General features: G+C 69.2%; 16 protein-coding genes. 14 read left to right on the forward strand and 2 right to left on the reverse strand.

What is annotated here, in order from left to right; translation table 11 throughout:
- Positions 1-4 precede the first annotated feature (4 nt).
- From OG223_RS30930 to nuoN, 13 genes are read left to right on the forward strand one after another with little or no spacing between them, the layout of a single operon-like run.
- The gene (locus OG223_RS30930) at positions 5-559 is read left to right on the forward strand and encodes a NuoB/complex I 20 kDa subunit family protein (RefSeq protein WP_030610600.1); all 555 of its coding nucleotides are present in this window, start codon (positions 5-7) and stop codon (positions 557-559) included.
- The gene (locus OG223_RS30935; protein WP_329255697.1) at positions 556-1,290 is read left to right on the forward strand and encodes an NADH-quinone oxidoreductase subunit C; all 735 of its coding nucleotides are present in this window, start codon (positions 556-558) and stop codon (positions 1,288-1,290) included. The genes OG223_RS30930 and OG223_RS30935 overlap by 4 nt, the downstream gene beginning before the upstream one ends.
- Positions 1,287-2,624, forward strand: a complete 1,338-nt coding sequence (locus OG223_RS30940; protein ID WP_329255699.1) for an NADH-quinone oxidoreductase subunit D — start codon at positions 1,287-1,289, stop codon at positions 2,622-2,624. The genes OG223_RS30935 and OG223_RS30940 overlap by 4 nt, the downstream gene beginning before the upstream one ends.
- Positions 2,621-3,469 carry an NADH-quinone oxidoreductase subunit NuoE gene (nuoE, locus tag OG223_RS30945; protein ID WP_329255701.1) on the forward strand — a complete coding sequence of 283 codons (849 nt, stop codon included), beginning with the start codon at positions 2,621-2,623 and terminating at the stop codon, positions 3,467-3,469. The genes OG223_RS30940 and nuoE overlap by 4 nt, the downstream gene beginning before the upstream one ends.
- A complete protein-coding gene (nuoF, locus tag OG223_RS30950) occupies positions 3,469-4,815 on the forward strand; it encodes an NADH-quinone oxidoreductase subunit NuoF (RefSeq protein ID WP_443073763.1) in 1,347 nt (448 codons plus the stop codon). The genes nuoE and nuoF overlap by 1 nt, the downstream gene beginning before the upstream one ends.
- Positions 4,812-7,316 (forward strand): NADH-quinone oxidoreductase subunit G, encoded by a 2,505-nt coding sequence (locus OG223_RS30955; protein WP_329255705.1) that lies wholly within the window; start codon positions 4,812-4,814, stop codon positions 7,314-7,316. The genes nuoF and OG223_RS30955 overlap by 4 nt, the downstream gene beginning before the upstream one ends.
- A complete protein-coding gene (nuoH, locus tag OG223_RS30960) occupies positions 7,313-8,683 on the forward strand; it encodes an NADH-quinone oxidoreductase subunit NuoH (RefSeq protein WP_329255707.1) in 1,371 nt (456 codons plus the stop codon). Before OG223_RS30955 ends, nuoH begins: the two co-directional genes overlap by 4 nt.
- A complete protein-coding gene (gene nuoI / locus OG223_RS30965) occupies positions 8,676-9,311 on the forward strand; it encodes an NADH-quinone oxidoreductase subunit NuoI (protein ID WP_329255709.1) in 636 nt (211 codons plus the stop codon). The genes nuoH and nuoI overlap by 8 nt, the downstream gene beginning before the upstream one ends.
- Positions 9,308-10,153, forward strand: coding sequence for an NADH-quinone oxidoreductase subunit J (locus tag OG223_RS30970; protein ID WP_329255711.1), 846 nt, complete (start codon positions 9,308-9,310; stop codon positions 10,151-10,153). The genes nuoI and OG223_RS30970 overlap by 4 nt, the downstream gene beginning before the upstream one ends.
- The gene (gene nuoK / locus OG223_RS30975) at positions 10,150-10,449 is read left to right on the forward strand and encodes an NADH-quinone oxidoreductase subunit NuoK (protein WP_016437642.1); all 300 of its coding nucleotides are present in this window, start codon (positions 10,150-10,152) and stop codon (positions 10,447-10,449) included. The genes OG223_RS30970 and nuoK overlap by 4 nt, the downstream gene beginning before the upstream one ends.
- 14 nt (positions 10,450-10,463) lie before the next feature.
- A complete protein-coding gene (gene nuoL / locus OG223_RS30980; RefSeq protein ID WP_329255713.1) occupies positions 10,464-12,359 on the forward strand; it encodes an NADH-quinone oxidoreductase subunit L in 1,896 nt (631 codons plus the stop codon).
- A 5-nt stretch (positions 12,360-12,364) separates the two neighbouring features.
- The gene (locus OG223_RS30985) at positions 12,365-13,936 is read left to right on the forward strand and encodes an NADH-quinone oxidoreductase subunit M (protein WP_329255715.1); all 1,572 of its coding nucleotides are present in this window, start codon (positions 12,365-12,367) and stop codon (positions 13,934-13,936) included.
- Positions 13,933-15,591, forward strand: coding sequence for an NADH-quinone oxidoreductase subunit NuoN (nuoN, locus tag OG223_RS30990; protein ID WP_329255717.1), 1,659 nt, complete (start codon positions 13,933-13,935; stop codon positions 15,589-15,591). Before OG223_RS30985 ends, nuoN begins: the two co-directional genes overlap by 4 nt.
- A gap of 63 nt (positions 15,592-15,654) precedes the next feature.
- Here nuoN and OG223_RS30995 read toward each other — a convergent pair whose 3' ends face one another.
- Positions 15,655-16,221: a hypothetical protein gene (locus OG223_RS30995; RefSeq protein WP_329255719.1), complete on the reverse strand. Its 567-nt coding sequence runs from the start codon at positions 16,219-16,221 to the stop codon at positions 15,655-15,657.
- Positions 16,222-16,477: 256 nt separating this feature from the next.
- Between OG223_RS30995 and recQ the strand changes: the two genes are divergently transcribed.
- Entirely contained in the window at positions 16,478-18,550 is a 2,073-nt protein-coding gene (gene recQ, locus OG223_RS31000) for a DNA helicase RecQ (RefSeq protein WP_329255721.1), read from the forward strand.
- Positions 18,551-18,694: 144 nt separating this feature from the next.
- Here recQ and OG223_RS31005 read toward each other — a convergent pair whose 3' ends face one another.
- Positions 18,695-19,633, reverse strand: coding sequence for a M56 family metallopeptidase (locus OG223_RS31005; RefSeq protein ID WP_329255723.1), 939 nt, complete (start codon positions 19,631-19,633; stop codon positions 18,695-18,697).
- Between the last annotated feature and the right edge of the window lie 203 nt (positions 19,634-19,836).

Below are 19,836 nucleotides of genomic sequence, written 5' to 3' on the forward strand. Positions count from 1 at the left end.
ACTCATGGGACTCGAAGAAAAGCTGCCGAGCGGTTTCCTGCTGACCACCGTCGAGCAGGCCGCGGGCTGGGTGCGCAAGGCATCCGTCTTCCCGGCCACGTTCGGCCTCGCCTGCTGCGCCATCGAGATGATGACGACCGGCGCCGGACGGTACGACCTGGCGCGCTTCGGCATGGAGGTCTTCCGCGGATCTCCCCGCCAGGCGGACCTGATGATCGTCGCGGGCCGGGTCAGCCAGAAGATGGCGCCGGTGCTGCGCCAGGTCTATGACCAGATGCCGAACCCCAAGTGGGTCATCTCCATGGGCGTTTGCGCGTCGTCGGGCGGCATGTTCAACAACTACGCGATCGTGCAGGGCGTCGACCACATCGTCCCGGTCGACATCTACCTCCCGGGCTGCCCGCCACGGCCCGAGATGCTGCTGGACGCGATCCTCAAGCTCCACCAGAAGATCCAGTCCTCCAAGCTCGGAGTGAACGCCGAGGAGGCGGCCCGCGAGGCGGAGGAGGCGGCGCTCAAGGCACTGCCCACCATCGAGATGAAGGGCCTGCTGCGGTGAGCGACGCGAACGGCACCAACCCCGAGAAGGACCTCAGCGGCTCCAATCTCCCCGGCCAGCGCGGCGACGGCGGTGAGGAGATCCGCGTCCAGCGCGGCATGTTCGGCGCCAACAACGGCGGCGACACCTCCGGCTACGGCGGCCTGGTCCGCTCGGTCCGCCTGCCGGGAGCCGCGAGCCGGCCCTACGGCGGCTGGTTCGACGAGGTCGCCGACGAGTTGGAGGGCGCCCTGGAGGAACAGGGACTGCTGCCCGACAACGCGATCGAGAAGACGATCGTCGACCGGGGTGAACTCACCTTCCACATCGAACGCGAGCACCTGGTCCGCGTCGCCCAGACCCTGCGCGACGACCCGGCCCTGCGCTTCGAACTCTGTACCGGCGTCAGCGCGGTCCACTACCTGCACGACAAGGGCCGCGAGCTGCACGCCGTCTACCACCTGCGCTCGATCACCCACAACCGGCTGATCCGCCTCGAAGTCAGCGCCCCGGACAGCGATCCGCACATCCCGTCACTGGTCCCGGTCTATCCGACCAACGACTGGCACGAGCGCGAGACCTACGACTTCTTCGGCATCGTCTTCGACGGTCACCCGGCACTGACGCGGATCATGATGCCGGACGACTGGCCGGGCCACCCGCAGCGCAAGGACTACCCCCTCGGCGGCATCGCCGTCGAGTACAAGGGCGCCCAGATCCCGGCTCCGGACCAGCGGAGGTCGTACTCGTGAGCACGCAGTCAGCATCCGCTTCGGCCGCTTCGGCGCGCGAGACCACCGAGGGGACCGTATATACGGTCACCGGTGGCGACTGGGACGAGGTCGTCCAGTCCGCGGCCCGGGCCGACGACGAGCGCATCGTCGTCAACATGGGGCCCCAGCACCCCTCCACGCACGGTGTGCTCCGTCTGATCCTGGAGATCGACGGCGAGACGGTCACCGAGGCCCGCTGCGGCATCGGCTACCTCCACACCGGTATCGAGAAGAACCTCGAGTACCGCACGTGGACACAGGGCACCACGTTCGTGACGCGCATGGACTATCTGACGTCCTTCTTCAACGAGACCGCCTACTGCCTCGCCGTCGAGAAACTCCTCGGCGTCGAGGAGCAGATCACCGAGCGGGCGAAGATCGTCCGGGTGCTCCTGATGGAGCTGAACCGCTTGTCCTCCCACCTGGTGTGCATCGCCACCGGCGGGATGGAACTCGGCGCCACCACGATCATGATCTACGGATTCCGCGATCGTGAAATGATTCTCGACATCTACGAGCTCATCACGGGCCTGCGGATGAACCACGCGTACATCCGCCCCGGCGGACTCGCCCAGGACCTGCCGCCCGGCGCGGTGGACCAGATCCGCGAGTTCGTGAAGAAGATGAAGAAGAACCTCCCCGAGTACGACAAGCTCGCCACCGGGAACCCCATCTTCAAGGCCCGTATGCAGGACGTCGGTTACCTCGACCTGGCCGGCTGCATGGCCCTCGGCGCCACCGGCCCGATCCTGCGCTCCACCGGTCTGCCGCACGACCTGCGCAAGGCGCAGCCGTACTGCGACTACGAGACGTACGACTTCGACATCCCGACCGCCGACACCTGCGACTCCTACGGCCGCTTCCTCATCCGCCTGGAGGAGATGCGCCAGTCGCTGCGGATCGTCGAGCAGTGCCTGGACCGGCTGCAGCCCGGCCCGGTCATGGTCGCCGACAAGAAGATCGCCTGGCCCGCCCAACTCGCGCTCGGGCCGGACGGGTTGGGCAACTCGCTCGACCACATCAAGCAGATCATGGGCACCTCCATGGAGGCCCTGATCCACCACTTCAAGCTGGTGACCGAAGGCTTCCGCGTACCGCCGGGACAGGCGTACGCGGCGGTCGAGTCGCCCAAGGGCGAACTCGGGGTGCACGCCGTGTCCGACGGAGGCACCCGCCCCTACCGGGTCCACTTCAGGGACCCGTCCTTCACCAACCTTCAGGCCATGGCGGCGATGTGCGAGGGCGGCCAGGTCGCCGACGTCATCGTCGCCGTCGCGTCCATCGACCCCGTGATGGGAGGCGTCGACCGGTGACCACCAGTTCTTCGGAGCAGGGCGTCAGTCTGGGCATGCCCCAACTGCCCGCGCCCGCCTACCCGGACGACGTCCGGGCCCGGCTGGAGGCCGACGGGCGGGAGATCATCGCCCGCTACCCGGACTCCCGCTCGGCCCTCCTGCCGTTGCTGCACCTCGTGCAGGCGGAGGAGGGTCATGTCACGCGCACAGGGCAGCAGTTCTGCGCGGACCTGCTGGAGCTGACGACGGCGGAGGTCGCCGCCGTGGCGACCTTCTACTCGATGTACCGGCGCCGGCCGAGCGGTGACTACCAGGTCGGGGTCTGCACCAACACCCTGTGTGCGGTGATGGGCGGCGACGCGATCTTCGAGTCGCTCCAGGAGCACCTGGGCGTCGGCAACGGTGAGACCACCGACGACGGCAAGGTCACCCTGGAGCACATCGAGTGCAACGCGGCCTGCGACTTCGCGCCGGTGGTGATGGTCAACTGGGAGTTCTTCGACAACCAGACCCCGGCCAGCGCCCGGCGCCTCGTCGACGACCTGCGCACGGGCGCACCCGTGGAGCCCACGCGCGGGGCGCCGATGTGCACCTTCAAGGAGACCGCGCGGATCCTCGCCGGCTTCCCCGACGAGCGGCCCGGGGCCGTCGAGGCGAGCGGCGGTGCGGGACCCGCGTCGCTGGTGGGCCTCCGCCTGGCCAGGGGAGAGACCGCACCCGCGCGCGTGGTCCATCCGCGCGGCTCCGGAGCGCCGCAGGACCAGTCGCCGCCCGAGCACCTCAGTTCGCACGATGCGCCGCAGGACACGTCGGCCTCCGACCCCGCCCACCCGGCGGGGCCTGTCGCCGAGGAGGGGGAGTGATGACCTTGGCACCCGAACTGAAAGACCACAGCCCCGAGAAGCTGCTCGCACCCGTGCTGTCGGCCTTCTGGGACGAGGACGAGTCCTGGACTCTGGACACGTACCGAAGGCACGAGGGATACGAGGGGCTCCGCAAGGCGCTCGCCATGTCGCCGGACGACCTCATCGCGTATGTGAAGGACTCCGGTCTGCGCGGTCGCGGTGGCGCCGGCTTCCCCACCGGAATGAAATGGCAATTCATTCCCCAAGGGGATGGAAAACCGCACTATCTAGTTGTCAACGCCGACGAGTCGGAGCCTGGGACCTGTAAGGACATCCCGCTCCTCTTCGCGAACCCGCACAGCCTCATCGAGGGCATTGTCATCGCGTGCTATGCCATCAGGTCTTCGCATGCCTTCATCTATCTGCGTGGTGAAGTCGTCCCCGTATTGCGGCGGTTGCACGAGGCCGTGCGCGAGGCCTACGCGGCGGGCTACCTCGGCGAGAACGTCCTGGGCAGCGGACTCGACCTGCAGCTCACCGTGCACGCGGGCGCGGGCGCGTACATCTGCGGTGAGGAGACCGCACTGCTCGACTCGCTCGAAGGCCGCCGTGGTCAACCGCGGCTCCGTCCCCCTTTCCCTGCGGTCGCGGGCCTCTATGCGTGCCCGACTGTGGTGAATAACGTCGAGTCGATCGCGTCAGTTCCCGCCATTCTGCAAAAAGGCAAGGAATGGTTCAGGTCGATGGGCAGCGAGAAGTCTCCCGGCTTCACGCTCTACTCGCTCAGCGGCCATGTCACCAGTCCCGGTCAGTACGAGGCGCCGCTCGGCATCACACTGCGCCAACTGCTCGACATGAGCGGCGGCATCCGGGCCGGGCATCGCCTCAAGTTCTGGACGCCGGGCGGGTCTTCCACGCCGATGTTCACCGACGAGCACCTCGACGTCCCTCTTGATTACGAAGGAGTGGGTGCCGCGGGTTCCATGCTCGGCACAAAAGCTCTGCAGTGTTTCGACGAGACGACCTGCGTCGTGCGTGCCGTCACCCGCTGGACCGAGTTCTACGCCCACGAGTCCTGCGGCAAGTGCACACCGTGCCGTGAAGGGACGTACTGGCTCGTGCAGTTGCTGCGCGACATCGAGGCCGGCAAGGGCGTCATGTCCGACCTCGACAAGCTGAACGACATCGCCGACAACATCAACGGCAAGTCCTTCTGCGCCCTCGGCGACGGCGCCGCCTCGCCGATCTTCTCCTCGCTCAAGTACTTCCGCGAGGAGTACGAGCAGCACATCACGGGCCGGGGCTGCCCCTTCGACCCGGCCAAGTCCACGGCCTGGGCCGACCGCACGGAGGTGAACGCATGACGGTGACCACGAGCGCTCCCTCCGGTGGGGGAGAGGCGGCGGTCCCGCCGGAAGATCTCGTCTCGCTGACCATCGACGGCGCCGAGATCAGCGTGCCCAAGGGCACCCTGGTCATCCGCGCCGCCGAGCAACTCGGCATCGAGATCCCCCGGTTCTGCGACCACCCACTCCTCGACCCGGTCGGCGCCTGCCGTCAGTGCATCGTCGAGGTCGAGGGCCAGCGCAAACCGATGGCGTCCTGCACGATCACGTGCACGGACGGCATGGTCGTCAAGACCCAGCTCAGCTCGCCCGTGGCCGAGAAGGCCCAGCACGGTGTGATGGAACTGCTCCTCATCAACCACCCGCTGGACTGCCCGGTCTGCGACAAGGGCGGCGAATGCCCCCTGCAGAACCAGGCCATGTCCCACGGCAACGCCGAGTCCCGCTTCGACGGCAGGAAGCGGACCTACGAGAAGCCCCTCCCGATCTCCACGCAGGTGCTGCTCGACCGCGAACGCTGCGTGCTGTGCGCCCGCTGCACCCGCTTCTCCAACCAGATCGCGGGCGACCCGATGATCGAGCTCCTGGAGCGCGGCGCGCTGCAACAGGTCGGCACCGGTGAGGGCGACCCCTTCGAGTCGTACTTCTCCGGGAACACCATCCAGATCTGCCCGGTGGGCGCGCTCACCTCGGCGGCGTACCGATTCCGCTCCCGCCCCTTCGACCTGGTCTCCACGCCCTCCGTGTGCGAGCACTGCTCCGGGGGCTGCGCTACCCGCACCGACCACCGGCGCGGCAAGGTCATGCGGCGCCTGGCCGCCGTCGACCCCGAGGTCAACGAGGAGTGGATCTGCGACAAGGGGCGCTTCGGCTTCCGGTACGCGCAGCAGCGCGACCGGCTTCAGACGCCCCTGGTGCGCAACGCGGACGGCGTCCTGGAGCCCGCGTCCTGGCCGGAGGCCCTGGAGGCCGCCGCCCAGGGCCTGTCGGCCGCGCGGGGCCGGACCGGTGTCCTGACCGGCGGCCGGCTCACCATCGAGGACGCCTACGCGTACAGCAAGTTCGCGCGCGTGGCGCTCGACACGAACGACATCGACTTCCGCGCGCGCGTGCACAGCAGCGAGGAGGCCGACTTCCTGGCCGCCCGGGTCGCCGGACGCGGCCGGGACCTCGACGGCAACGGCGTCACGTACACCTCCCTGGAGAAGGCGCCCGCCGTTCTGCTGGTCGGCTTCGAGTCCGAGGAGGAGGCGCCCGGCGTCTTCCTGCGGCTGCGCAAGGCCTCGCGCACGCACGGGCAGCGGGTGTTCTCGCTCGCCACCCACGCCACGCGCGGCCTGGAGAAGGCGGGCGGCACGCTGCTGCCGGCCGCTCCCGGCACCGAGACCGAGTGGCTGGACGCGCTCGCCAGCGGGTTCGGTCTGGAGGACGACGGCGCCCGCGCCTCCGAGGCGCTGCGCACCGAGGGCGCCGTGATCGTCGTCGGCGAGCGGCTGGCCGCCGTCGCCGGGGGTCTCACCGCCGCCGTACGGGCCGCGTTCGCGACCGGTGCCCGGCTGGTGTGGATTCCGCGCCGGGCCGGGGAACGCGGGGCGATCGAGGCGGGCGCGCTGCCGTCGCTGCTGCCGGGCGGGCGTCCGGCCACCGACCCACGCGCGCGTGACGAGGTCGCCGTCGCCTGGGGCGTCGCCGAACTCCCGCACCGCTACGGCCGCGACGCCGGTCAGATCGTCGAGGCCGCCGCCGGTGGTGAACTCCGGGCGCTGCTCGTCGCCGGTGTGGAGGCGGGCGACCTGCCCGACCCGGCACGCACGCGTGCGGCACTTCACGAAGTGGGCTTCCTGGTGTCGCTCGAACTGCGGCCCAGCGAGGTCACCGAACACGCCGACGTCGTCCTTCCGGTCGCGGCGGTCGCCGAGAAGGCGGGCACCTTCCTCAACTGGGAGGGCCGGGTCCGCTTCTTCGACGCCGCGCTCAAGCCCGACCAGATGCCCCGCACCCTCGCGCCCACCGACGCGCGCGTGCTGCACATGCTGGCCGACGCCATGGACGTCCACCTGGGGCTGCCCGATCTGCGCACCACGCGCGCGGAGTTGGACCGGCTGGGTGCCTGGGACGGGCCGCGGGCCTCCGATCCGCTGGAGACCGCGGGCGTATTGCCCCGGCCGGCCGCCGGAGAGGCCGTACTCGCCGGGCACCGGCTGCTGCTCGACCAGGGCGCGCTCCAGGAGGGCGACGAAGCACTCGCCGGTACCCGGCACGCCGCCCACGCGCGCGTATCGGCCGCCACGGCCGCCGAGGCGGGCGTCAAGGACGGCGACGCCCTCGCCGTGACCGGCGCGTCCGGAACCGTCGAACTCCCGCTGCGGATCACGGAGATGCCCGACCGGGTGGTCTGGCTCCCGCTGAACTCCACCGGCGGGGGCGTCGCCTCCGACACCGGGGCGCTGCCCGGCGCACTCGTCCGCATCGGCCCGGCCACGCTCGCGGGCGAGGCCCCCAAGGAGGTGGAGGCATGAGCCCGTACCCGTACCTCGCTGCCGAAGACCTCTCCATGTTCGGCCGCGACCCCTGGTGGCTGGTCGTCGTCAAAGCGGTGTTCTGCTTCGCGTTCCTGATGATCACTGTGCTGTTCTCGATCGTCTGGGAACGCAAGGTCGTCGCCTGGATGCAGTTGCGCATCGGCCCCAACCGGCACGGCCCCTGGGGCATGCTCCAGTCGCTCGCCGACGGCGTGAAGCTGATGCTCAAGGAAGACCTGATCGTCAAGCGCGCGGACAAGGTGGTCTACGTCCTCGCGCCGATCATCGCGGCCATCCCGGCCTTCATGGCGATCGCGGTGATCCCCTTCGGGCCCGCCGACAACGAGGTGTCGATCTTCGGCCAGCGCACCACGATGCAGCTCACCGACCTGCCGATCGCGATGCTCTACATCCTCGCGGTCGCCTCGGTCGGCATCTACGGCATCGTCCTGGCGGGCTGGAGCTCCGGCTCCACCTACCCGCTCCTCGGCGGCCTGCGCTCCTGCGCGCAGATGATCTCCTACGAGATCGCGATGGGCGCCGCGTTCGCCTCGGTGTTCCTCTACTCCGGGTCGATGTCGACCTCGACGATCGTTGAACAACAGCACGACCGCTGGTACATCATCCTGCTGCCGGTCTCCTTCATCATCTACGTCATCACGATGGTCGGCGAGACCAACCGCGCCCCCTTCGACATGCCGGAGTCCGAGGGCGACCTGGTCGGCGGCTTCAACACCGAGTACTCGTCCATCAAGTTCGCGCTGTTCATGCTCGCCGAGTACGTGAACATGGTGACGGTCTCCGCGGTGTCGACCACGCTCTTCCTGGGCGGCTGGCGGGCCCCGTGGCCGATCAGCTCCTTCTGGGAGGGCGCGAACCACGGCTGGTGGCCGATGCTCTGGTTCGTCGTCAAGGTCCAGTTGCTGCTCTTCTTCTTCATCTGGCTGCGCGGCACCCTCCCGCGCGTGCGCTACGACCAGTTGATGAAGCTCGGCTGGAAGGTCCTCATCCCGGTCTCCGTGGTCTGGCTGATGCTCGTCGCGACCGTGCGGACCCTCAAGAACGAGAACTACGACTTCGCCGACATCGCCCTCTACATCGGCGGCGGTGTGCTCGTCCTGCTGTTGCTCTCCTTCATCGCGGACATGTTCCGCCAGAAGGCGAACGAGGACGCGCGACTGGTCGACGAACCCGACGATTTCGACGCGATGGCGGGCGGATTCCCCGTACCGCCGCTGCCGGGACAGGAGTTGCCGCCGGTGCCTCGGCGCCCCTCGCGCCGCGAGCGGGAGCTGATTGTCAGTGGTGGGTCGGACACTGGCAGTGACGGATCTCTGGATGGAAAGGAGGCGTCCGATGGCTGAGGAGCCCAAGGAGACCAAACCCGGTTTCCAGAACCCCGTGGCCGGCTTCGGCGTGACCTTCAAGGCCATGTTCAAGAAGCGGCTGACCGAGCAGTACCCGGAGCAGCAGAAGACCACAGCCCCCCGGTTCCACGGACGGCACCAGCTCAACCGTCATCCGGACGGCCTGGAGAAGTGCGTCGGCTGCGAACTGTGCGCCTGGGCCTGCCCCGCCGACGCCATCTATGTGGAGGGCGCCGACAACACCGACGAGGAGCGCTACTCGCCGGGCGAGCGGTACGGCCGCGTCTACCAGATCAACTACGCCCGCTGCATCCTGTGCGGCCTGTGCATCGAGGCGTGCCCCACGCGCGCGTTGACGATGACCAACGAGTTCGAGCTGGCCGACAGCAGCCGCGCCAACCTGATCTACACCAAGGAACAGTTGCTGGCCGGCCTCGACGACACCATGGTCGACAGCCCGCACGCCATCTACCCGGGGATGGACGAACAGGACTACTACCGGGGCCTGGTGACGGAGGCCGCGCCCGGCACGGTGCCCCAAGTCGCCGTCTCCAAGGGTGAACTGAGTCCATTGGCAAGCCCTCCGGGCGCGGCCAAGGAAGAGGAAGAGGGGGTGGGCGCATGAGCGCGCAGTTCGCCGCCGCCTACTCCACCTCCACCGGCGAGGCCTTCCAGTTCTGGATCCTCGGCACGGTCGCGGTGATCGGCGCCCTGTCCACAGTCCTCATGAGGAGGGCCGTGCACAGTGCGCTCTCCCTCGCCGGGACCATGATCATCCTGGCGGTGTTCTACCTCGCCAACGGCGCCTACTTCCTGGGCGTCGTGCAGATCGTCGTCTACACCGGCGCGATCATGATGCTGTTCCTCTTCGTGGTGATGCTGGTCGGCGTCACGGCCGCCGACTCCCTGACGGAGACCATCAAGGGCCAGCGCTGGCTGGCCCTTCTCTGTGGGCTCGGCTTCGGCATCCTGCTCTTCGCGGGCATCGGCAACGCCTCCCTCAACCAGTTCGACGGCCTGGGCACGGCGAACGCGAACGGCAACGTGGAGGGCCTGGCCGCCCTCATCTTCACGAAGTACGTGTTCGCGTTCGAGATCACCGGCGCCCTGCTGATCACGGCCGCCGTCGGCGCCATGGTGCTCACGCACCGCGAGCGCGCCGAGCGGCCCAAGACCCAGCGCGAGCTGTCCGAGCAGCGTGTCCGCGAGGGCAAGCACCTCCCGCCGCTCCCGGCCCCCGGCGTCTACGCCCGGCACAACGCGGTGGACGTCCAGGGCCTGCTGCCCGACGGCACCCCGTCCGAGCTCACGGTCAGCAAGACGCTCCGTGACCGCGGCCAGATCCGTGACGTGTCCAGCGAGGCGCTGGGCGACCTGCGGGCCCTGGAGCAGCGCGCCGAGGAGCGCCTGGAGCGGACCCCGATCGAGCCCGCGAACCTCAAGCGGACCGAGGAGGCGTCGAAGTGAACCCCGTCAACTACCTCTACCTCTCCGCCCTGTTGTTCACGATCGGCGCCACCGGCGTACTGATCAGGCGGAACGCGATCGTCGTGTTCATGTGCATCGAGCTCATGCTCAACGCCTGCAACCTCGCGTTCGTCACCTTCTCCCGCATGCACGGCAATCTCGACGGTCAGGTCATCGCCTTCTTCACGATGGTCGTCGCCGCCGCGGAGGTCGTGGTCGGGCTCGCGATCATCGTGTCGCTGTTCCGTTCCCGCCACTCGGCCTCGGTCGACGACGCCAGCCTGATGAAGCTCTGAGGGGTCGCTGAATCGTGGAGAACCTGATTGCGCTGCTGGTAGCGGCGCCTCTGCTCGGAGCGGTCGTCCTGCTGTGCGGCGGCCGGCGGCTCGACGCCGTCGGCCACTGGATCGGCACGCTCCTGTCGTCCGCCTCCTTCGTGATCGGTGTCGTCCTCTTCACCGACCTGCTGGGGAAGAACGCCGAGCACCGGACGCTCATGCAGCACCTGTGGACCTGGGTCCCCGTCGAGGGCTTCCAGGCGGACGTCACCTTCCGCCTCGACCAGTTGTCGATGACCTTCGTCCTGCTGATCACCGGCGTCGGCTCGCTCATTCACCTGTACTCGGTCGGGTACATGGAGCACGACGAGCGCCGCCGCCGCTTCTTCGGCTATCTGAACCTGTTCCTCGCGGCGATGCTGATCCTCGTCCTCGCCGACAACTACCTGTTGCTGTACGTCGGTTGGGAGGGCGTCGGTCTCGCCTCCTACCTGCTGATCGGCTTCTGGCAGCACAAGCCCAGCGCGGCCACCGCCGCGAAGAAGGCCTTCCTGGTCAACCGGGTCGGCGACATGGGCCTGTCGATCGCCATCATGCTGATGTTCACGACGTTCGGGACCTTCGCCTTCGGGCCGGTTCTCAGCCACGTCGGCGACGCCTCCGAGGGCAAGCTCACCGGCATCGCCCTGATGCTGCTGCTCGCCGCCTGCGGCAAGTCCGCCCAGGTGCCGCTGCAGTCCTGGCTCGGCGACGCGATGGAGGGCCCGACCCCGGTCTCGGCCCTCATCCACGCGGCGACCATGGTGACCGCGGGCGTGTACCTGATCGTCCGCTCCGGAGCCATCTTCAACGCGGCGCCCGACGCACAGCTAGTCGTCACCGTCGTCGGCGCCGTCACGCTCCTGTTCGGTGCGATCGTCGGTTGCGCGAAGGACGACATCAAGAAGGCACTGGCCGGCTCGACCATGTCGCAGATCGGCTACATGGTGCTCGCCGCGGGCCTCGGCCCCATCGGCTACGTCTTCGCGATCATGCACCTGGTGACGCACGGCTTCTTCAAGGCCGGGCTCTTCCTCGGCGCCGGCTCCGTCATGCACGGCATGAACGACGAGGTCGACATGCGCAAGTACGGCGGCCTCAGGAAGTACATGCCGGTCACGTTCATCACCTTCGGCCTCGGCTACCTCGCCATCATCGGCTTCCCGGGCCTGTCCGGCTTCTTCTCCAAGGACAAGATCATCGAGGCGGCCTTCGCCAAGGGCGGCACCGAGGGCTGGATCCTCGGCGGCGCGGCCCTGCTGGGCGCGGCCATCACGGCGTTCTACATGACGCGCGTGATGCTGATGACGTTCTTCGGCGAGAAGCGCTGGCAGCCCGACGAGAACGGCAACGAACCGCACCCGCACGAGTCCCCGAGGACGATGACGATCCCGATGATCGTGCTGGCCTTCGGATCGGTCTTCGCCGGCGGCATCTTCGGCATCGGCGACCGCTTCCTGCACTGGCTGGAGCCCATCACCGGCCACGAGGAGGGCAACTCCCCGGTCAGCGCCCTGACGGTCACTATGGCCACCATGGTCGTGCTGGTCGTCGGTGTGGCGATCGCCTGGGCGCAGTACGGCCGCCGTCCGGTCCCGGCCGTCGCCCCGCGCGGCTCGCTGCTCACCCGGGCCGCCCGCCGCGACCTCCTCCAGGACGACTTCAACCACGTCGTCCTGGTGCGCGGCGGCGAGCACCTCACCCGCTCCCTGGTCTACGTCGACCACACCCTGGTCGACGGCGTCGTCAACGGCACGGCGGCCTCCATGGGCGGACTCTCCGGAAGGCTGCGCAAGCTGCAGAACGGCTACGCGCGGTCGTACGCGGTCTCGATGTTCGGCGGTGCGGCCATCCTCGTCGCCGCGACCCTGCTGATGAGGGCGGTCTGATACCGATGTCCTTTCCCCTCCTGACAGCGACGGCGGCGCTCCCGGCCCTCGGGGCGGTGGCCACGGCCGCCGTCCCGGCCGCCCGGCGCACCGCCGCGAAATGGCTGGCGCTGCTCGTCTCGCTGGCGACGCTCGCGCTGGGCATCACGATCCTGGTGCGCTTCGACCCGGGCGGCGACCGCTACCAGCTCACCGAATCGCACCCCTGGATCGCTGACTTCGGGGTCCGTTACGAGTTGGGTGTCGACGGCATCGCGGTCGCGCTCATCGCGCTCACCGCCCTGCTGATCCCGTTCGTGATCCTGGCCGGCTGGCACGATGCCGACCCCCTGGAGACCGGCAACAAGCGCTGGCGGCCCACCCAAGGATTCTTCGCCCTCATCCTTGCGGTGGAGGCGATGGTGATCATCTCCTTCGAGGCCACCGACGTCTTCCTCTTCTACATCTTCTTCGAAGCCATGCTGATCCCGATGTACTTCCTCATCGGCGGCTTCGGAGACAGCGCGCACGAGCACGGCGACGAGGCGGCGGCCACCCAACGGTCGTACGCCGCCGTCAAGTTTCTGCTCTACAACCTGGTCGGCGGGCTCATCATGCTGGCGGCCGTGATCGGCCTCTACGTAGTGGCCGGGAACTTCTCGCTCGCGGAGATCGCGCAGGCGCGGGCCAACGGCACGCTGCACATGGCGACCAACACCGAACGCTGGCTGTTCCTGGGCTTCTTCTTCGCCTTCGCGGTGAAGGCGCCGCTGTGGCCGCTGCACACCTGGCTGCCCAACGCGATGGGCGAGGCCACCGCCCCGGTCGCCGTCCTGATCACGGCGGTTGTCGACAAGGTCGGCACCTTCGCGATGCTCCGCTTCTGCCTCCAGCTCTTCCCGGAGGCCAGCAAGTGGGCGACGCCCGTCATCCTCGTCCTCGCCCTGATCAGCATCATCTACGGCGCGCTGCTCGCCGTCGGGCAGCGGGACATCAAGCGGCTGGTGGCGTACGCGTCGATCTCGCACTTCGGGTTCATCGTGCTGGGCATCTTCGCGATGACCAGCCAGGGCCAGTCCGGCGCGACGCTCTACATGGTCAACCACGGTATTTCAACGGCCGCGTTGATGCTGGTCGCCGGATTCCTGATCTCGCGGCGCGGCTCGCGTCTGATCGCCGACTACGGAGGGGTGCAGAAAGTCGCCCCGGTGCTCGCGGGCACCTTCCTGATCGGCAGTCTGGCCACCCTCTCGCTACCGGGACTCGCACCGTTCGTGAGTGAGTTCCTGGTCCTGGTCGGCACGTTCTCGCGCTACCCCGCGATCGGGATCATCGCGACCTTCGGCATCGTCCTGGCCGCGCTGTACACCCTCGTCCTCTACCAGCGGACGATGACCGGCCCGGTGAAGCCCGAGGTCGCCACGATGCCGGACCTGCGACCGCGTGAACTCCTGGTCGTCGCCCCGCTGATCGTGCTGCTGGTCTTCCTGGGCGTCTACCCGAAGCCGATCACGGACATCGTGAACCCGTCGGTCAAGCAGACGCTGTCCGACGTACACAAGAAGGATCCCAAGCCCTCGGTGGAGGCGGCCAAGTGAGCGCAACAGCCGTCCACAGCCTGTGGACAACGGCGGCAACGGCGGCCGACCCGATCTCGAAGATCCCCACGCCGAAGATCGAGTACGGGCAATTGTCGCCCACCTTGATCATCCTCGGCGCGGCGCTCATCGGGGTGCTGGTCGAAGCGTTCGTCCCGCGCAAGTCCCGTTACTTCACCCAGGTGTTCGTGTCCGCCGTGGCGCTCTGCGCCGCCTTCGCGGCGGTCCTGGCGCTCGCGGCGGACGGGTACGGCACCACCAAGGCGCACATCGCCGCGATGGGCGCGATCGCGGTCGACGGACCGTCCCTGTTCCTTCAGGGCGTGATCCTGCTGTCCGGACTGGTCGGCCTGTTCACCTTCGCGGAGCGGCGGCTCGACCCCGAGGCGCACGGCAACCGGGTCGACTCCTTCGCCGCGCAGGGCGCGTCCGTGCCCGGCAGCGACAGCGAGAAGGCCGCGGTCAAGGCCGGGTTCACCACCACCGAGGTGTTCCCGCTCCTGCTCTTCGCGGTCGCCGGCATGCTGGTCTTCCCGTCCGCCAACGACCTGTTGACCCTGTTCGTGGCCCTGGAAGTCTTCTCGCTCCCGCTCTACCTCCTGTGCGCCCTGGCCCGCCGCAAGCGGCTCCTGTCGCAGGAGGCGGCGGTCAAGTACTTCCTCCTGGGCGCCTTCGCCTCCGCGTTCACCCTGTTCGGCATCGCGCTGCTCTACGGCTACGCGGGCTCGATGTCGTACTCCACGATCGCGCAGGTCGTCGACGGCTCCATCACGAACATCAACCCGGCCCTCGCGGACACCATGGGCAACGACGCGCTGCTGCTCATCGGCGGCGCGATGATCGTCATGGGGCTGCTGTTCAAGGTGGGCGCGGTGCCGTTCCACATGTGGACGCCCGACGTCTACCAGGGCGCGCCGACCCCGGTCACCGGCTTCATGGCCGCCGCGACCAAGGTGGCCGCCTTCGGAGCGCTGCTCCGCCTGCTCTACGTCGTGCTGCCGGGCCTGCGCTGGGACTGGCGGCCCGTCATGTGGGGCGTCGCGATCATCACGATGCTGGGCGGCGCGATCGTCGCGATCACCCAGACCGACATCAAGCGGCTGCTGGCGTACTCGTCGATCGCGCACGCGGGCTTCATCCTCGCGGGTGTCATCGCGACCACCCGGGACGGCGTCTCGTCGGTCCTCTTCTACCTGGGTGCCTACTCGTTCGTGACGATCGGCGCCTTCGCGGTCGTCACCCTCGTACGGGACGCGGGCGGCGAGGCGACGCACCTGTCGAAGTGGGCGGGGCTCGGGCGCAGGTCGCCCCTGGTCGCTGCCGTCTTCGCGGTGTTCCTGCTGTCCTTCGCGGGCATTCCGCTGACGGCAGGCTTCGCCGGGAAGTTCGCCGTGTTCAAGGCGGCGGCGGCCGGCGGCGCGGCCCCGCTGGTCGTGGTCGGTGTGCTCTCCTCGGCGATCGCGGCGTTCTTCTACATCCGCGTGATCGTGCTCATGTTCTTCAGCGAGCCGAGGCCCGACGGCCCCACCGTCGCAGTGCCGTCCCCGCTGACCATGGCGACGATCGGGGTGGCCGTGGCGGCCACGCTCGTCCTCGGTGTGGCCCCGCAGTACTTCCTGGACCTGGCGAACCAGGCGGGGGTCTTCGTCCGCTGAGCGCATGCCAAGGGCCCCGGTTCCTCACTGAGGAGTCGGGGCCCTTCGCATGGCTGCGGCCGGTCAGACCGTCGGGCAGACGACCTCGGGGTTCCCCGCGGCGAACAGGCCCGCAGAGTTGGGCTTGTAGAGCCACGCGTGCAGGGTGAAGTAGCCGGGGAGCCGGCCCTTCTGGAAGGTCTGCCCGAACAGCGTCGGCGCGGTCGTCTGGCCCGTGTCCGTCACGACCCACTCCACCGCGACCAGCCTGCGCCCCTCGGCGAAGTCGGACCCGTCCGCGTACACGAGGGCCGCCGGCTTCTGCGGATCGAGTGAATCGATGTTCGCCGGGTTGCGGTAGTGGTAGCCCATGCCGCCCTCGGCCTGGTCGGCGACACAGGTGTCGCTGCGCACGTAGCCGCCGCCCGCGGCGAAACCCTCGTACCCGTATGTCGAGGTGGCCTGGTACGTCTTGCTCAGCGTGGTCCACACCGACGGGTCGGGGGCGGGGTCGGACGCGGCGTGGGCCGGGGCGGCGGTCAGCGCGAAGGCCGCGGTCGTCGCCACCGCGACGGCGGTCATGGCGGCGGTCTTGACGGTGCTCCGCAGGGGCCGGGGGGACCGGGAGGACCCGGAGGACCGAGGGGACATGGTGGGGCTCCTTGGACTTTCGGGAGGCGTCCACACGCACGCGGCGCCGTCCGTTCGAGGGCATGGCGGGTCTCCGCGGTCCCGCCCGAGCAGCATGTTCCGGCCGTAGGGGGCGCGCCATGTGACGGGAGCCATTCGAATGACCACGCCCGGTCACCGTCGCCAGCCTGTGGATAACTCCGACGCTGTCAGCGCGGACGCCTATCGTGGACGCAGTGGTCGAGGGACGACGTACGGGGGACGAGCGATGCACGGGATGGGCGGGACGGTTGTGACGACCGAAGTACGGACGCCGGCGGCACAGGGCGAGAGCGAGGCGCTGGCCACGCTCCACCGGGTCTTCGGGTACGACAGCTTCCGGGGCGAGCAGGAAGAGGTCATCGAGCATGTGGTGGCGGGCGGCGACGCCGTCGTCCTCATGCCGACCGGCGGCGGCAAGTCGTTGTGCTACCAGATTCCCTCCCTGGTCAGACCCGGTACGGGTGTCGTCGTCTCCCCGCTGATCGCGCTGATGCAGGACCAGGTGGACGCGCTGCGGGCGCTCGGGGTGCGCGCCGGGTTCATGAACTCGACGCAGGACTTCGACGAGCGGCGCGTGGTCGAGGCGGAGTTCCTCGCCGGCGAGCTGGACCTGATCTATCTCGCGCCGGAGCGGCTACGGCTCGACGCCACGCTGAATCTGCTCTCGCGCGGCAAGATCTCGGTGTTCGCGATCGACGAGGCGCACTGTGTCTCCTCGTGGGGCCACGACTTCCGTCCCGACTACCTGTCCCTCTCCGTGCTCGGCGAGCGGTGGCCCGACGTCCCGCGGATCGCGCTCACGGCGACGGCCACGGACGCGACGCACAAGGAGATCACCCAGCGGCTGAACATGCCGAGCGCCCGGCACTTCGTGGCGAGCTTCGACCGGCCCAACATCCAGTACCGGATCGTGCCGAAGGCCGACCCCAAGAAGCAGTTGCTGAGCTTCCTGCGCGAGGAGCACGCGGGTGACGCGGGCATCGTGTACTGCCTGTCGCGCAAGTCCGTCGACACGACCGCCGAGTTCCTGTCGCGCAACGGCATCGAGGCGGTGCCGTACCACGCGGGCCTGGACTCCGGTACGCGCGCGGCGCACCAGTCCCGGTTCCTGCGCGAGGACGGGCTGATCGTCGTCGCGACCATCGCCTTCGGCATGGGCATCGACAAGCCGGACGTACGGTTCGTCGCCCACCTCGACCTGCCCAAGTCGGTGGAGGGCTACTACCAGGAGACGGGTCGTGCGGGGCGTGACGGAATGCCCTCCACGGCGTGGATGGCGTACGGCCTCAACGACGTCATACAGCAGCGCAAGATGATCCAGTCCAGCGAGGGCGACGAGGCGTTCCGCCGCCGGGCCGCCTCCCACCTGGAGGCCATGCTCGCGCTGTGCGAGACCGCGCAGTGCCGGCGCGGCCAACTGCTCGCCTACTTCGGCCAGGACCCGGACGCCGCGGGCTGCGGCAACTGCGACACGTGCCTCACCCCGCCGGAGACCTGGGACGGCACGGTCGCCGCGCAGAAGGTGCTGTCGACGGTGGTGCGGCTGCAGCGGGAGCGGGGCCAGAAGTTCGGCGCCCTGCAGATCGTCGACATCCTCATGGGGCGCCGGTCGGCCAAGGTGATCCAGTTCGACCACGACCAACTGTCCGTGTTCGGCATCGGCCAGGACCTGGCCGAGGGTGAATGGCGAGGCGTCGTACGGCAGTTGCTGGCGCAGGGGCTGCTCGCGGTCGAGGGGGAGTACGGCACGCTGGTGCTCACCGAGGCGAGCGGCACGGTGTTGCGGCGCGAGCGGGAGGTGCCGTTGCGCAAGGAGCCGAAGAAGCCGGCGGCTTCGCGGTCGGGGTCGTCGTCCTCGGGCCGGGGCGAGCGCAAGGCGAAGGCCGCGGCGGTGGAGTTGCCCGCGTCGTTGCAGCCCGCCTTCGAGGCACTGCGCGCCTGGCGTGCGGAGCAGGCCCGTGAGCAGGGGGTTCCGGCGTACGTCATCTTCCACGACGCCACGCTGCGGGAGATCGCGGCGGTGTGGCCCACGTCGGTGGGGCAGTTGGGGGAGATCAGCGGCGTCGGCGAGAAGAAGCTGGCGACGTACGGGGAGGGCGTGATCGGGGTGCTGGCGGGGCTGGGCGAGGCGCCGAGTGCGGGTGCGGAGGAGCCTGCGGCTGTGGCGCGGGAGTCTGCACAGGTACCGGTACCTGTGCAGGCGCAGGTGTCGGCATCCGCGGCGGGTCGGGCGGCTAAGGACGTTGATCCCGGGGCGGATTACTGGCCGGAGATGGACGCGGAGCCGGAGCCCGAGGACTGGATGTAGAGGTGGTCGGGACTGGGGTGTAGGGGCAAGGGCAGGGGTGGGGCCGGGGTGCAGGTGGCCTGGTAAGGCCCTCGGCTCAGGGCCGTCAGCCTCGGGGGCTCCTCAGCCCAGGCTCCTCAGCCCAAGCCCGTGAGTCCAAACCCCTCAGCCCAGAGCCGTAAGCCCCGGTGCGAACACGATTAGTAGGGGCAGCAGTGGGACCAGTGCCGCCACTGTCGTCGTCAGGGCGCGGCGTCGGCGGCCCAGTCTCGGGCGGGGGTCCAGGAGGCGGTCCACTCGTTCGCCGAGGAGGCGGTGGCTGGAGGCGCAGGAGAGGACGCCTCGGTGGTTGTTCAGTTCGATCAGGGCCAGCGCCGTGGTCAGGTGGCCGCACTGCCGGGAGGCGGTGTCGTCCGCGGCCAACTCGACCAGCCGGTGCGTCTGGTCGCAGAAGTGGGCGAACACGGGGACACGCGGGAAACCGGAGGCCAGCGCGGTCGAGAGGTGCAGCAGCCAGTCGTGGTGGGCGCGGGCGTGACCGCGTTCGTGGGTGAGGACCGCGTCGAGCTGGTGGCCGGTGAGGCGGTGCAACGCGCCTGTGGTGACGACCAGTTGGGGCGGGTGGCCGGGCATCCACCAGGCGTCCGGGTACTCGTCCTCCAGGACCAGGAGGGGGCCGCGTGCCGGGGGCAGGCCGGCCGGCAGGTCGGGGGCGCGTTCGCGGAGATGTGCGCGGGCCTGGCCGCGACGGCGGCGGGCCTCGGCGAGTTCGCGGGCGAGCATCGCCGTCGTCCAGGCGGCCCCGCACGCCAGTGACAGCGTGAGGGCGACCGCCCAGACGGGGGCGGCGGAGAGGTCGTAGGCCGCGGTGACGGCGGGCGGAGCGGGGGCGAAGACATGATCGCGGACGGTGTGGAAGACGGCGGCGGCGCCGAGGACCAGGGCGGCCAGGCAGCAGAGCAGGACCGTGGCGACCAGGCACTGCCACACCCACAGGCCGACCACGGGTTCCCGCTCGGGCCACACGGCCCGGGTCAGCGCGCGCGGAGCCGGAACGGCGGCCGAGAGGGCGACGACGCTCAGCAGGAGCAGGCAGACGGTCATGCCACGGGCTCCGGATCCTGGTCGGCGGGACAAAAGGAAGGAACGGTACGAACGAAAGGGGCGAAAGGAACAGGAGGAACAGGTGGGACAGAGCGGAACAGAACGTGCGGTGCGGCCTTGCCCGAAGGCGGGGGTGCGGCGTGTGTGCCGCCCGCCGTCAGTATGACCGCACGGACGGCCGACGTCAGGTGTACGGCGAGCAC

The organism is Streptomyces sp. NBC_01478 (assembly GCF_036227225.1).
Lineage (GTDB): Bacteria > Actinomycetota > Actinomycetes > Streptomycetales > Streptomycetaceae > Streptomyces.